The following is a 13,557-nucleotide window of genomic DNA, read 5'->3' as shown; positions in this document are numbered from 1 at the left end:
AGCGCGTCAACCGTTATTTTCAGATTTTTGCCGATCGCTTTACACCGACATTAACCAGACGCGGGATTCGCCTAGCAATCATTGGGATTCGAAGAATTAATAGCACCGCTCCGATCGCTGCATATAAAGACCACTCCTTTAGATCGGCTCGAACGATCCAGAACATATGCAGCAAGCCCAACCCCAAAACCACATAGCTAAGGCGATGGAGCTTCTTCCAGCGCGCACCCAGTCGACGCTGACTGTAGCGATTGGAGGTCACCGCCAACGCCAGCAAGCACAGGAATGCCAGTGCCCCCACAATGATGTAAGGCCGCTTGACCAGCTCCACCCCCAACTGACCAAAATCCAGCCCAAGCACGAACAGCGTGTACATCGTCATGTGCAGAACAACATATGCAAAACACCAAAGCCCCAGCTGCCGACGTACCACGATCCAGAACGGCCAGCCGCTCAACTTCTGAAGCGGCGTCATGGCCAAGGTGATGAGCAACAGTATCAGCGTCCCTAAACCGAAGTTCTCAACCAGCGCCTTGCCCGGATCAGGCCCCAGCGCAAATATCCATGCCTGATAAAGCCAGAGAACAGGCGCGACACAGGCGGCAAGAAACACACAAAGGCGTAGGAACGGATAGCGCATCAATAGTCCTTCCGCAGGTCCATGCCCGCATAAAGAGAGGCCACCTCCTCCTCGTACCCATTGAACATCTTCGTGTCCATGACATTGGGACTGAACAACCCACTCGGCAGCCGTCTTTCACGGGCCTGCGTCCAGCGCGGATGATCCACGGCCGGGTTCACATTCGCATAGAAACCATACTCGTTGGCTGCAATGCTCTGCCAGGTCGTTTTGGGCTGCTCACTCACAAGGCTAATGCGCACAATCGATTTCACACTCTTGAAGCCATACTTCCACGGCACCACCAACCGGAGCGGCGCACCGTTCTGATTGGGCAATTCACGCCCATACATGCCCACTGCCAGAATCGCCAACGGGTTCATCGCCTCATCCAGACGCAACCCTTCTACATAAGGCCAGTCGATCAACGCAAAATCCGAGCGCTGCCCAGGCATGGACTTAGAGTCTTGAAGGGTTTCGAAACGGATGTATTTGGCCTTGGAAGTGGGTTCGACCTGCTTCAACAACTCAGAAATCGGGAATCCAATCCAGGGAATCACCATCGACCAGGCTTCGACGCAACGCAGACGGTAGATGCGCTCTTCCAGTTGATAGGGCTTCATAAAGTCTTCGAGCGCATAACGGCCTGGCTTACCGACCTCACCGTCGATCACCACGCTCCACGGTTCGGTCTTGAGCGAACCCGCATTTTTCGCAGGATCCCCCTTGTCGGTGCCGAACTCATAGAAGTTGTTGTAATGAGTCGCGTCCTTGAAGGGCGTGATCGCCTCATTCTTGACGTTGACCGCCTGCCATTTGGTGTCCGGAAGTTTTTCAGCGAACCAGCCCGGTGCCTTGCCTGCCTCAACATCGGCGTAACGGGAAGGATCTGCGGCGTCGGCCCAGCGCGGCAAAGCGCTCACGGCCAGACCGGCAAGTGAGCTGGCCAGCAATGTGCGGCGAGAGAGATAGATGGATTCAGGCGTGACGTCGGACTCTTTGGAGTCGGACGCAGAAGGAAGCTTGATTAGCATGATGACTCCGCAGCCTAGGGGAACTGATGCACCAATAGACTACGGAGTATGGGGTAAATTAGATCAATTGGCGGCTTTGTGGCGACGAAGACGCAACAAATATTGTGCAGGCCCGGACAGCGCGTAGCCGAGGAAGATCAGCAGCAGGATGCGCGGCGGATCGCTGAACACAACCGCGAATACCAGCACCACGGCCAGAATTGCAACGAATGGCACACGCCCCCTCAAGTCCAGCTCCTTGAAGCTGTTGTACTTGATGTTGCTGACCATCAGCATGCCTGCGCCAGCCACCAGTAGCGCGACCAGAAATGATAGTTTTGAGCCTTGAATGCCGAAGTCACTGAACGCCCATACCGTACCCGCGACTACACCCGCAGCAGCCGGACTGGCCAGACCGATGAAGTAGCGCTTGTCGGCCTTGCCCACCTGGGTATTGAAACGCGCCAGACGCAATGCCGCGCCCGCGACATAAATGAAGGCGACCATCCAGCCCACCTTGCCCATGTCCCCCAGTGCCCAGCCAAATGCCAGCAAGGCAGGCGCAACGCCAAAGGCAACCATGTCGGACAACGAATCGTATTCGGCACCGAAGGCACTTTGGGTATTGGTCATGCGTGCTACCCGACCATCAAGCCCATCCAGCACCATCGCCACGAAGATAGCGATGGCGGCAAAGGCAAAATACTTGCTGGCCCCCGCCGTATCACCGGCACTCAAGGCGCTCTGGGCGCTCATGGAGCTGATGATGGAATAGAAGCCCGCAAACAGGTTCGCGGTGGTGAACAGGTTGGGTAGCAGATAGATGCCGCGATGACGGACCTTGCGCCCTTCGGCGTCGTGTCCTTCTTCAACGTGCTCATCAATGGGTAGCAGACTTTCAGCGTCAGAGGCCTTGTTCGGCTCTTCAGGACGTTCGCTCATGGACATTACCTTGCAGCGGTTTGAAAAGGTTCGACAGATGTCTGCGACGAGGGTTCGTCCGCAAACGATGCAGCTTTATACCAGAGCCTGACCCCAGAACGAAAAAACGCGGCCGGTTGGCCGCGTTTTTTCATGAACCGAAAAGATCAGTTCTTTTCTTTGTCGACGATTTTGTTCGCCGCAATCCAAGGCATCATCGAGCGCAGTTTCTCACCGATGACTTCGATGCCGTGCGCAGCGTTGTTACGACGCTTGGCGGTCATCGATGGGTAGCCGGTAGCACCTTCGATGATGAACATCTTGGCGTATTCACCGTCCTGGATGCGCTTCAGAGCGTTGCGCATGGCCTGACGGGATTCGGCGTTGATGACTTCAGGGCCGGTCACGTACTCGCCGTATTCAGCGTTGTTGGAGATCGAGTAGTTCATGTTGGCGATACCGCCTTCGTACATGAGGTCAACGATCAGCTTCAGTTCGTGCAAGCATTCGAAGTAGGCCATTTCTGGCGCGTAACCGGCTTCAACCAGTGTTTCGAAGCCAGCCTTGACCAGCTCGACAGTACCGCCACACAGAACAGCCTGCTCGCCGAACAGGTCAGTTTCGGTTTCGTCTTTGAACGTGGTTTCGATGATACCGGTACGGCCGCCGCCAACGCCCGAAGCGTAGGACAGTGCAACGTTCTTGGCATTGCCCGAAGCGTCCTGGTAAACAGCGATCAGATCAGGAATACCGCCGCCCTTGACGAACTCGGTGCGTACGGTGTGGCCTGGAGCCTTAGGCGCGATCATGATCACGTCCAGGTCAGCGCGTGGCACGACCTGATTGTAATGAATGGCGAAACCGTGGGAGAAAGCCAGAGTGGCGCCCTTCTTCAGGTTTGGCTCGACTTCGTTCTTGTACAGCTGGGACTGGAACTCGTCCGGGGTCAGGATCATGACCAGATCGGCAGCAGCAACGGCGGAAGCAACGTCAGTCACTTTCAGGCCATGAGCTTCAGCTTTGGCGACAGTGGCCGAACCTTTGCGCAGGCCAACAGTGACATCAACGCCGGAGTCTTTCAGGTTGCACGCTTGAGCGTGACCTTGGGAGCCGTAACCGATGATGGCAACTTTCTTGCCCTGGATGATCGAAAGGTCGCAGTCTTTGTCGTAAAAAACTTTCATGGAAATCCCCTGTTATCTTGGCCGTTCAGGCCATTTGCTAAATGAGTTAAATGCTCAGCACTTTGTCGCCACGGGCAATGCCCGTCACGCCACTGCGTACTGTTTCCAGGATGGCGGCAGTGCCGATGGCCTGAATGAAGCTGTCCAGTTTGTCGCTCGTACCGCTCAACTGCACGGTATAGACGCTTGCGGTCACGTCGACGATCTGCCCACGGAATATATCCGTGGTGCGTTTGATCTCGGCACGCTGTGCGCCGGTGGCCTTGACCTTGACCAGCATCAGCTCACGCTCGATGTGCGCGCTCTCCGACAGATCGACCAGCTTGACCACTTCAACAAGCTTGTTGAGGTTTTTGGTGATCTGTTCGATCACCTCATCATGGCCAACAGTGGTCAGCGTCAGACGCGACAGGGTCGGGTCCTCGGTTGGCGCTACCGTCAGGCTTTCGATGTTGTAGTTACGCTGCGAGAACAGCCCGACGACGCGAGACAATGCACCCGGTTCGTTTTCCAGCAGTAGGGAAATGATGTGCCGCATGATTATGTCCGCTCCGTCTTGCTCAACCACATATCGCGCATGGAGCCGTCCTTGATCTGCATCGGATAGACGTGCTCGGTGACATCAACCTGAATGTCGAGGAAGACCAGACGATCCGTCATGGCGAAGGCTTCTTCCATTTTAGGCTTCAAATCTTTCAGGTCAGTGATGCGCATGCCGACGTGGCCATAGGCTTCGACCAGCTTGACGAAGTCAGGCAGCGATTCCATATAGGAGTGCGAGTGACGAGCGCCGTAGCTCATGTCCTGCCACTGGCGGACCATGCCGAGCACACCGTTGTTGAGCAGAATGATCTTCACCGGCAAGCCATACTGCAGGCAGGTCGACAGCTCCTGGATGTTCATCTGAATACTGCCTTCGCCGGTTACGCACGCAACGTGCGCATCAGGGAAATTCAGTTTGACGCCCATCGCTGCCGGAAAACCAAAGCCCATCGTGCCCAGACCACCGGAGTTGATCCAGCGGTTCGGCTTGTTGAAGCGGTAGTACTGAGCGGCGAACATCTGGTGCTGGCCCACGTCGGAGGTGACATAGGCATCGCCCTTGGTGACTTCGCACAGTGTTTCGATAACGGTCTGCGGCTTGATGACCGAACCATCGCCACGGTTGTAAGGGAACAGATCACCCCCGGCACGCCACTCATCGATCTGCTTCCACCAGGCAGCAACAGCGGCCTTGTCAGGTGTTTCGCCGATGTCTTTCAGGGTGGCGACCATTTCGGTCAGTACGCTTTCTACAGGACCTACGATAGGCACATCGGCCTTGATGGTCTTGGAGATGGAGGCAGGATCGATGTCGATGTGGATGATTTTGGCATTCGGGCAGAACTTGCTCGCACCGTTGATGACTCGGTCATCGAAGCGCGCGCCAACCGCCAGGATCACATCGGTGTGGTGCATCGCCAGGTTGGCGGTGTAGCTGCCGTGCATGCCCAGCATGCCGACGAACTGACGATCCGTACCCGGGTAGCAGCCCAACCCCATCAAGGTGTTGGTGACCGGTGCGTTGAGCAGTTGAGCCAATTCGGTCAGCGGCGCCGAACCGTTACCCATGATCACGCCGCCACCGGCATAAATGATCGGGCGCTTGGCCGCCAGCAGCATTTCGACCGCCTTGCGGATCTGGCCGGAGTGACCACGAACCGCCGGGCTGTAGGAGCGCAGCTTGGCTTTTTTTGGAAAGATGTATTCGAACTTCTCGGCCGGGTTGGTCATGTCTTTCGGGATGTCGACAACGACAGGACCAGGACGACCGGATTGCGCCAGGTAGAATGCCTTTTTCAGGATTTCCGGGATTTCCGACGCGTGCTTGATCATGAAGCTGTGCTTCACGATGGGACGAGAGATACCGATCATGTCGGTCTCCTGGAACGCATCGGTGCCCACCAGCGTACTGGCGACCTGACCGGACAGCACCACCATCGGGATGGAGTCCATGTAGGCGGTCGCGATACCGGTGATCGCATTGGTTGCGCCAGGACCTGAAGTCACCAGCACCACGCCCGCCTTGCCGGTCGCACGCGCATAGCCATCGGCCATATGCGTGGCAGCCTGCTCGTGACGAACGAGAATGTGGCTCACGGCCGGTTCTTTGAACAGGGCATCGTAGACATGTAGAAGGGCACCACCCGGGTACCCATAGATATGCTCAACGCCTTCGTCACGCAAAAAGCGGACGATCATTTCAGCGCCAGATAAAAGCTCCACGTTGTTCACCTCTAAAACGCCAGAATACCGCCCACTCCGGGACGGGTCTTAATAGGTTTACTGCCAAGCAGAGCATGAGCGACGGTGGTCGCCGACTACGTCAGCACTACTGAGCAAGTATTGGGATGTCCCTGAGTGTTGCGGAACATTCCCACCCAGCGCGAGGTAACGCGTTGCGGGTGTTACAGGTCGGCGCGGGTGTGCGCCTCATGATCTACCGAGAGGGTCTGCTTCTGGCAGTCCTTCTACAGCGAACTTTGGATTGTTGTGATTCGCCTCCCTCAAGTCAAGTCATCGTTGAGGTTTCTTGTTACCGAGGTCCTGAAAATGCACTGCTTCAGACGGAGGCGCACCGTTATGGTAGCTTTCCAACGGCAAAAACATCTCAAGGAAACAGCATGCAATGGATGATAGTGGCCGCCGCGCTGGCAATGGCCGCAAGCGCGAGCAGTCAGGCAGCTCCCATTTACAAATGGGTGGACGCCCAGGGCATCACTCATTTCGACGCCCAGCCCCCTGCCGGCAAAGAGGCGCAGCAAATCAACGTGCAAACACCAGTGCCTGCCTCACGATCGCCCTCATCTTCAGCGCCTGAGCGTTCGGACGCCGCCGAGCAGCGAGCGGTCGATGACAAAGTCAAAGGACAGCTAAAAGCGCAGGAAGCGAAACTCGAAGAGAACTGCGAGAACCTGCGCACCAACCTTGCGCAGTTACGGAACAACCCGCGGGTGCGCGAACAGGTTGGAGGGGAAGTGAGGCGTCTCACGGAAGAAAACCGCAAGACGCGCATCGAAGAGACCGAAAAAGCTATCAGCGAGTATTGCCGCTAGAACAGCCTTCGGTCAGCTGACGTCCGTGATCAACTGATCGAAACGGGCAAGACTTTGCTGCAACTGCCGGGTTTCGCCCAAGCGACCGGAATAGACCATTTCAGCCATCTCCAGAATGCCGGACGCGTTGGGCAAGGGAAGGTCGCGCTCAAGGATGATTTTCATGCGCGGCAGGAAAATCCACTGCAGCCATTGCGCAAACTCAAGCGTGTCGACGCAGAAAGGCTCCTGGCTGGACAACGCCTGCTCGCTGGGCGGCGTGGTATCCCACCAGCCCAGCACACGCAGCTCCCGTTCGATCAGCAATAACTGCTCGGCGATTTCAGGAAAGCGCTTGTCCATCAGCGGGCCTTTTGACGCGCCAGCGCAGCACCGGCCGAGTCACCCTGTTTCTCGCGGGACTGAGCGATCAATTCCCACAAGCTTGCCTGAAGACTGGCGCGGCCACTGGCGTACGTCAGACCACGACGGGCCAACTGTTCGGCTTGGGCTGCGTCACCCTGAGCCAAGCGCACCTGCGCCAGACGATAAAGCACCTGCGGCTCGCGAGGCGCGACACGCTGCGCACGTTCGAGGCTGGAGGATGCGCCATTGAGGTCGCCGCCGCTCTGTTGCTGTTGCGCGGTTGTCAGCAATGCCAGTACTGGGCCATCGAGCTGCTCATCTTCCGACAGGCCGCCACCGCTGGACGGAATGCCGGTCGGCGCCGAGGCTGGCGGCATGCTGTAGCTGGTATTGCTGGCAGGCGCAGGATTGATCGGTGCCTGATTGACCGGCGAGGTGTCGATAGGCGGCGCGTCTACGCTAAACGGTGCCTGACTGGCAGGCGCCGAGAAACTCTGACCTGAATTGCCGCCGCCTGCACCCGGGACCATCACCACAACGCCCGAATCCTGGGGCACGGCCTGAGGCTGCTGAGCCTGGGTGGTGTTTGCCCGGTACCCGCCATTACGCGACCCCGCGGAACCGTCACCATTCGAGACTCTCGAGCCCGAGTCCACGACCGGAATCGAGCCGCGCTCTACGCTGGCACAACCGTTGAGCAAAGCCAGAGCCGTTAAAGCTGGAATCCACCATTTATTCACTTCAAACCCTCATTGCTTAGTTCAACCAACCCTTGACCCAGTCCATCACCTCGGTGGCAGGTGCCGGACTGCCGCCGCATGTAGCACCGGGCTGGGGCTCACTGCCGCGAATATACGGCATCTGGACGGCATTCGGGCAGCTGGCATCAGAACCTTGTCCGGTCTGAGCATCAACCCAGGCCTGGACGACGTTGTCCGGCATGGCCATGTCCAGCGGCAACGGATCGGCCTTACGCATGAAACTGGTCCACACCTGCAAGGCACCCGTCGCGCCGGTGAACGGGGTTTTGCCGTTGTCATCGCGGCCCATCCACACAACGGCGAGCAGGTCCTGGCTGAAACCGGCGAACCAGCTGTCGCGCGAGTCGTTACTGGTGCCGGTCTTGCCCGCCAGGTTCAAAGATGCAGGCAAGACGTTGTACACAGACTTGCCTGTACCTTCGCGCATTACCCGCTGCATCGCATTCTGCACCAGATAAATGGCACCCGGATCGAAGCGTTGCTCGATCTGGAACGGATAGCGCTTGAGCGGTTCGCCCTCAGCGGTCAGGACGCTACGGATGCCACGCATCGGCGTGTTGAAGCCACCACTGGCAATGGTCTGATACATGGTGGCGACTTCCATAGGCGTCAGGCCACCGGCACCGAGCAGCATCGACGGATAGGCGGGCCATTCACGCGTGACACCCAGCTTGGCCAGCGTTTTGAAGACGGTCGGAACGCCCAGTTCAAGACCCAGTTTGGCAGTCGACAGGTTGTAGGAATGCGCCAGCCCCTGATACAGGAAAATATTGCCGTGGGACTTGTGATCGTAGTTCTGCGGCTTCCAGACCTGACCGTCCGCACCCTTGACCTGAAACAGCTCATCGGCGATCCAACTGGTCAGTGTGTACTGGCTTGGACGCTCCAGGGCTGTCAGGTAGATAGCAGGCTTGACCAGCGAGCCAATCGGTCGAACCGCATCAATGGCCCGGTTGAAGCCTGCAAACCCGGCTTGGCGGCTGCCCAGCAACGCTTGCACTTCACCGGTTTCAGGATTCGTCACGACCATTGCCGCTTCAACCTCATCCGAGCCCTTGCGCCCGGCCAGGCGCTTGAACGTGTCGTCCATTGCGGCCTGGGACTTCATCTGCAGGATCGGATCGAAACTGGTGAAGATCCGTAGACCTTCCTCGGTCAAGTCTTCGTCACGATAGTCTTCGCGCAATTGACGTTTGACCAGATCCAGGAATCCAGGGAATGAGCTGTCGGCCAACGTGCCGGTCTTGGTCACGCCCAATGGCATTTTCTTGGCTGCGGCCACGACTTCGGCGGTCGCAACGCCTTGCTGCTCAAACAAATCAAGCACCAGATTACGGCGCTCCAGCGCACGCTCGGGATTGCGGCGCGGGTTATAGAAGGAGGGCCCTTTGACCAGTCCGACCAGCATCGCCACCTGATGGATTTTTAGTTCGGACAAAGGCTGGCTGAAGAAATACTGGCTGGCCAGACCGAAACCATGCACGGCACGCTGACCATCCTGACCGACGAACACCTCATTGAGGTAAGCCTCAAGAATCTCCTGCTTGCTGTAATGAATCTCCAGCAGTACGGCCATCATGGCTTCGGTCAGTTTGCGCGAGAGGCTGCGCTCGTTGGTCAGGTAGAAGTTCTTCACCAACTGCTGAGTCAGCGTACTGCCGCCCTGCCGCATCTGGCCCTGGGACGTGTTGACCCACATGGCGCGCGCGATGGACTTGGGCGAAACACCGAAGTGGTGATAGAAGTCACGGTCTTCGACCGCCACCAGCCCGTCGAGCAGATAGGGGGGCGCCTGATCCAGCTTGATGAGAATCCGGTCTTCCAGGTTCTTCGGGTACAGACCGCCGATCAACAGCGGCTCCAGGCGTGCCACTGCAAGCTTGCCACCATTACCCGATGACAGCTCGGCCACGTAGTCGCCGGAAAACCGCACCCGAACCTGTTGGGCCGGATCGGTGCCTTCATAAAACTGGAACCCACGGGTGTTAAGGGCGACTGTGTTGCCATTCACCGCAGCGGCGCCCGGACCATTGGCAACGCTCTCGCGCCGATAGCCCAGAGCATCGAGTTCAATGAGAAAATCATCACGACTAAGCTTCTGGCCGACGAACAACTCCAGCGGACGCGCGTACACCTTCGCAGGAATCGTCCAGCGTTTGCCGGAGAATTTCTCTTGGACAATCGCATCCAGATAGATGGCCAGACCGGCCAGGAGAACCAGGCCGACAATACTGAGTTTCAACGCCCAGCCCAGCCATTTGCGCAGGCTGCCGGAGGGTTGCTTTTTTGAGGGACGAGAGGTGCGGGATCGAGTCATGGGCGCGGATTATACGCACTTTGCAAGGCTTCGACAGACACCCGACTGACCGGTTTGCACCCTCGCGCCAAGCGGCCATAATAGCGGCAATGAACCGCTACATTTTTTTGAATCCACTCTTGAAGGATCGCTTGTGAGCCAGTCTTTGATCGCAGCCCTGCAAAATCCTGCTCTTTTCCCTCATCCGGTGGGAAATTTCCAGGTTATCGAGACCCATATTTCCTGGGTTTTGCTCACTGGCCCCTACGCCTACAAATTCAAGAAACCGGTCAATTTCGGCTTTCTGGACTTCACGACGCTGGCCTTGCGCGAGCACTTCTGCAAAGAAGAACTGCGCCTCAACCAGCGCCTGACCGAGGATCTCTATATTGAAGTGATTCCCGTCACCGGTTCGGTCGAAGCGCCGCAATTGGGCGGCAGTGGCGAAGTCATCGAATACGCACTCAAGATGCGGCAGTTCTCCCAAGCCGGCCTGCTCAGCACCTTGCAGGCCAACGGCGAGCTGACCACTCACCATATCGACGAGCTGGCCACACAAATCGCCGAGTTTCATCTGCACGCGCCCCACGTCACTGCCGACACGGAATTTGGATCGCCAGACAGCGCGATGGCGCCAGTTCTGCAAAACTTTGAGCAAATTCGCCCGCTGATCAGCGAAAAATCCGACCTGACGCAACTCGATGCACTACAAGCCTGGGCAGAATCCAGCTTCGAACGGCTAAAGCCGTTGATGGCCCGGCGCAAGGCAGAAGGTTTTATCCGTGAATGTCACGGCGATATCCACTTGGGCAACGCCACCTTGATCGAAGGCAAGGTGGTGCTGTTCGACTGCATCGAATTCAACGAGCCGTTCCGCAAGACCGATGTCTACGCCGACACCGGCTTTCTGGCGATGGACCTTGAAGATCGCGGGCTCAAGTCGCTTTCCCGACGCCTGGTGAGCCAGTATCTAGAGAAGACCGGAGACTACGAAGGCCTTGAGCTGCTTAACTTTTACAAGGCCTACCGAGCGATGGTTCGCGCCAAGGTCGCACTGTTCAGCCAATCCGCCGATGCCGACGGCGTACAGCGCGCCGCGACTCTGCGCCAGTACCGCAACTACGCCAACCTGGCAGAGAGCTATAGCGCCATCCCTTCACGCTTCATGGTCATCACTCACGGTGTTTCCGCAGTCGGCAAAAGCCACGTCGCCATGCGTCTGGTCGACGCTCTCGGCGCAATCCGCCTGCGCTCGGACGTAGAGCGCAAGCGTTTGTTCGCTGATCAAAACACCGCCCTGTATGGCGAGCAGGCCAGCAGCGCGACCTACGATCGGTTGCACGAACTGGCAGGCAAGGTACTGCGCGCCGGTTTTGGTGTCGTGATCGATGCCACCTATCTCAAACACGAGCAGCGTGTCGCCGCCGCCAAAGTGGCTGAAACCACGGGCGTTCCGTTCCTCATCCTGGATTGCGAAGCGCCGGATGCCGTCATCGAAGGCTGGCTGGAACAACGTCAGGCGCAGAACACTGATCCCTCGGACGCCACCATGGATGTCATCAAGGCTCAACAAGCCAGTCGAGAACCGCTTACCGCTGAAGAAGTCATCTGCAGCAAGCACGTTGCAACTCATCAAAGTGGCGATCTGGACAGCCTGATCGATCATCTGCGCCAGCGCCTCCCGGGGCTCTGAAAACCATGCTCAGCCGTTGGGCAGGTCATGCTTCACGGCGGAGCAATGCTGGCGATATACTGGCGCCATAATTCCAACGCAACCACGAGGCCATCATGAGCCAGCCCAAACAGATCGATTCACCGCTTTACATGATGCTGCGTAAAGACGACGTCGAAGGCTTCAACCAAGAGAAGCCAAAAACCGGCACGATCGATATGGCCGGTGGCGATTTCCGGGGCCTGGATCTGCGTGAACTCGATACGGCGGGCATCGACTTTACCGATGCCTACTTCCGCTCGGCCGATCTGCGTGGTCTGGACCTGCGTCATACGCCGATGGAAGGCGCAAGCATCGCGCATGCCCAGATATCCGGCGTTTTTTTCCCGGCAGAACTCACGGCTGATGAAATTCTGATGTCGGTCAATTTCGGGACTCGCCTGCGCTACCGCACGCGCTGACCCAATAAGCTATAGCTTGAACCGGCGTGTGCAATGCATGCCGGACTCGCATGGCGGTTCGGCGAGCATTCCCCTATTTCAGACGACCTTTTCTTTACCGGGCATTCGCTGACGCAGACTGACGCCAGGCTGCCCATCTGCGTGGAAAAGAACTGTTGACTTACAAATGAGAATCGTTATGATTATCACATCCGGTCGCGAGACTGGACGATAACTGAAAGACCTTGGTTCGGACTTTCAGATTATCTCCTCATCAGGCTAATCACGGTTTTTGACCCGGCTCTTTGCCGGGTCTTTTTTTGCCTTGGATAATTGCCTGGCGATCAAGCATCCCGTGTACGCCCAGTTGCATCAACAGATCGTCCAGCAGGCTCGAACCGCCCATTCGCACACGCTCACGGCTTATCCAGTGAGAACCAAAACGCGCCTGAGCCAGCTGGATGAACACCCTGGCCTCTTCGAATGTACGCAGACCTCCCGCAGCCTTGAACCCAACCTGCCCACCCACATCGCCAATGGATTCCAGCATGATGCGCGCGGCCTGAGGAGAGGCATGACGTGCGGCTTTGCCGGTACTGGTCTTGAGGAAATCAGCACCCGCCTCGATGGCCGAGCGACAGGCGTCGTGAATGATTTGTGAGTCGCGCAACTCGCCGGTTTCAAGCGTCACCGTCAGCTTTACGTCTCGGTCCAAAACGGATTTACACGCCGAAATCAGCTCCCCGCCTACGTGTTGATCACCACAGATCAATGCACTGAAGGGATACACCACATCAATCTCGTCAGCACCTGCCATCAGCGCCATGCTCGTTTCGGAAACAGCAGCCTCGATACCTGTGCCGCCGTTCGGGAAGTTGACAACCGCAATCACGTTGACTCGCGGTGCCTGCAACCGATCCAGCGTGGTGCGCGCTCGCAAGACAAAGCGTGGATAAACGCAGACCGCTGCGACGGGCCCAAAGGGGGTCAGCGCCCGCTCACAGATCCCGACGATACGCCGCTCGGTGTCGTCATGATTGAGCGCAAACAGCTCCATCAAAGCGATGGCCTGACGTGCCAGCTGCTCGTTGTCTGCGGTGATCGCTGTCATGGTCTGTCGCTCGCGAAGATAGGAGCGAAACGATATACGAGCGCGTGGGCGCAAGGGGCACCCGCTCCCAAGGCGAGAGAAGTACCACGCTGGAAAAGGA

13 protein-coding genes are annotated in these 13,557 nt (G+C 57.5%); 3 read left to right on the top strand and 10 right to left on the bottom strand.

Going from position 1 to position 13,557, the window contains the following annotated elements; translation table 11 throughout:
- Nucleotides 1–19: 19 nt before the first annotated feature.
- The 6 genes from msrQ to ALP40_RS18470 all read right to left on the bottom strand — a co-directional run bounded on the left by msrQ (nt 20) and on the right by ALP40_RS18470 (nt 6,002).
- A complete protein-coding gene (gene msrQ / locus ALP40_RS18495; RefSeq protein WP_122209637.1) occupies nt 20–640 on the bottom strand; it encodes a protein-methionine-sulfoxide reductase heme-binding subunit MsrQ in 621 nt (206 codons plus the stop codon).
- Nucleotides 640–1,653: a protein-methionine-sulfoxide reductase catalytic subunit MsrP gene (gene msrP, locus ALP40_RS18490; RefSeq protein ID WP_122209636.1), complete on the bottom strand. Its 1,014-nt coding sequence runs from the start codon at nt 1,651–1,653 to the stop codon at nt 640–642. The genes msrQ and msrP overlap by 1 nt, the downstream gene beginning before the upstream one ends.
- A 63-nt stretch (nt 1,654–1,716) precedes the next feature.
- Nucleotides 1,717–2,574 carry a CDP-diacylglycerol--serine O-phosphatidyltransferase gene (gene pssA, locus ALP40_RS18485; protein WP_122209635.1) on the bottom strand — a complete coding sequence of 286 codons (858 nt, stop codon included), beginning with the start codon at nt 2,572–2,574 and terminating at the stop codon, nt 1,717–1,719.
- Nucleotides 2,575–2,720: 146 nt separating this feature from the next.
- Nucleotides 2,721–3,737 carry a ketol-acid reductoisomerase gene (gene ilvC, locus ALP40_RS18480; protein ID WP_122209634.1) on the bottom strand — a complete coding sequence of 339 codons (1,017 nt, stop codon included), beginning with the start codon at nt 3,735–3,737 and terminating at the stop codon, nt 2,721–2,723.
- Nucleotides 3,738–3,783: 46 nt separating this feature from the next.
- Nucleotides 3,784–4,275 carry an acetolactate synthase small subunit gene (ilvN, locus tag ALP40_RS18475; protein WP_025258538.1) on the bottom strand — a complete coding sequence of 164 codons (492 nt, stop codon included), beginning with the start codon at nt 4,273–4,275 and terminating at the stop codon, nt 3,784–3,786.
- Between the two features lie 2 nt (nt 4,276–4,277).
- Nucleotides 4,278–6,002 (bottom strand): acetolactate synthase 3 large subunit, encoded by a 1,725-nt coding sequence (locus ALP40_RS18470; protein ID WP_122209641.1) that lies wholly within the window; start codon nt 6,000–6,002, stop codon nt 4,278–4,280.
- Between the two features lie 398 nt (nt 6,003–6,400).
- Between ALP40_RS18470 and ALP40_RS18465 the strand changes: the two genes are divergently transcribed.
- Nucleotides 6,401–6,832: a DUF4124 domain-containing protein gene (locus tag ALP40_RS18465; RefSeq protein WP_122209633.1), complete on the top strand. Its 432-nt coding sequence runs from the start codon at nt 6,401–6,403 to the stop codon at nt 6,830–6,832.
- Between the two features lie 12 nt (nt 6,833–6,844).
- Here the strand turns inward: ALP40_RS18465 and ALP40_RS18460 are convergent, their stop codons facing one another.
- The 3 genes from ALP40_RS18460 to mrcB are packed head-to-tail and all read right to left on the bottom strand — an operon-like array spanning nt 6,845 to nt 10,255.
- Complete coding sequence (locus ALP40_RS18460; protein ID WP_122209632.1) at nt 6,845–7,174, bottom strand: YqcC family protein; 330 nt, start codon at nt 7,172–7,174, stop codon at nt 6,845–6,847.
- Nucleotides 7,174–7,878 (bottom strand): M48 family metallopeptidase, encoded by a 705-nt coding sequence (locus ALP40_RS18455; protein ID WP_181116871.1) that lies wholly within the window; start codon nt 7,876–7,878, stop codon nt 7,174–7,176. Before ALP40_RS18455 ends, ALP40_RS18460 begins: the two co-directional genes overlap by 1 nt.
- 55 nt (nt 7,879–7,933) lie before the next feature.
- Complete coding sequence (mrcB, locus tag ALP40_RS18450; protein WP_122209630.1) at nt 7,934–10,255, bottom strand: penicillin-binding protein 1B; 2,322 nt, start codon at nt 10,253–10,255, stop codon at nt 7,934–7,936.
- A gap of 133 nt (nt 10,256–10,388) precedes the next feature.
- Here mrcB and ALP40_RS18445 point away from each other — a divergent pair, with 133 nt between their 5' ends.
- Both ALP40_RS18445 and ALP40_RS18440 read left to right on the top strand, forming a co-directional pair.
- Nucleotides 10,389–11,927 (top strand): bifunctional aminoglycoside phosphotransferase/ATP-binding protein, encoded by a 1,539-nt coding sequence (locus ALP40_RS18445; RefSeq protein ID WP_122209629.1) that lies wholly within the window; start codon nt 10,389–10,391, stop codon nt 11,925–11,927.
- Nucleotides 11,928–12,022: 95 nt separating this feature from the next.
- The gene (locus tag ALP40_RS18440) at nt 12,023–12,367 is read left to right on the top strand and encodes a pentapeptide repeat-containing protein (protein ID WP_122209628.1); all 345 of its coding nucleotides are present in this window, start codon (nt 12,023–12,025) and stop codon (nt 12,365–12,367) included.
- 262 nt (nt 12,368–12,629) lie between these two features.
- Here ALP40_RS18440 and deoC read toward each other — a convergent pair whose 3' ends face one another.
- Nucleotides 12,630–13,457: a deoxyribose-phosphate aldolase gene (gene deoC, locus ALP40_RS18435; RefSeq protein ID WP_122209627.1), complete on the bottom strand. Its 828-nt coding sequence runs from the start codon at nt 13,455–13,457 to the stop codon at nt 12,630–12,632.
- Between the last annotated feature and the right edge of the window lie 100 nt (nt 13,458–13,557).

This window comes from Pseudomonas viridiflava (assembly GCF_003702045.1).
Lineage (GTDB): Bacteria > Pseudomonadota > Gammaproteobacteria > Pseudomonadales > Pseudomonadaceae > Aquipseudomonas > Aquipseudomonas viridiflava_C.
Note: the sequence above shows the minus strand (reverse complement) of the source record. Positions and strands in the feature narration are given on the sequence as shown.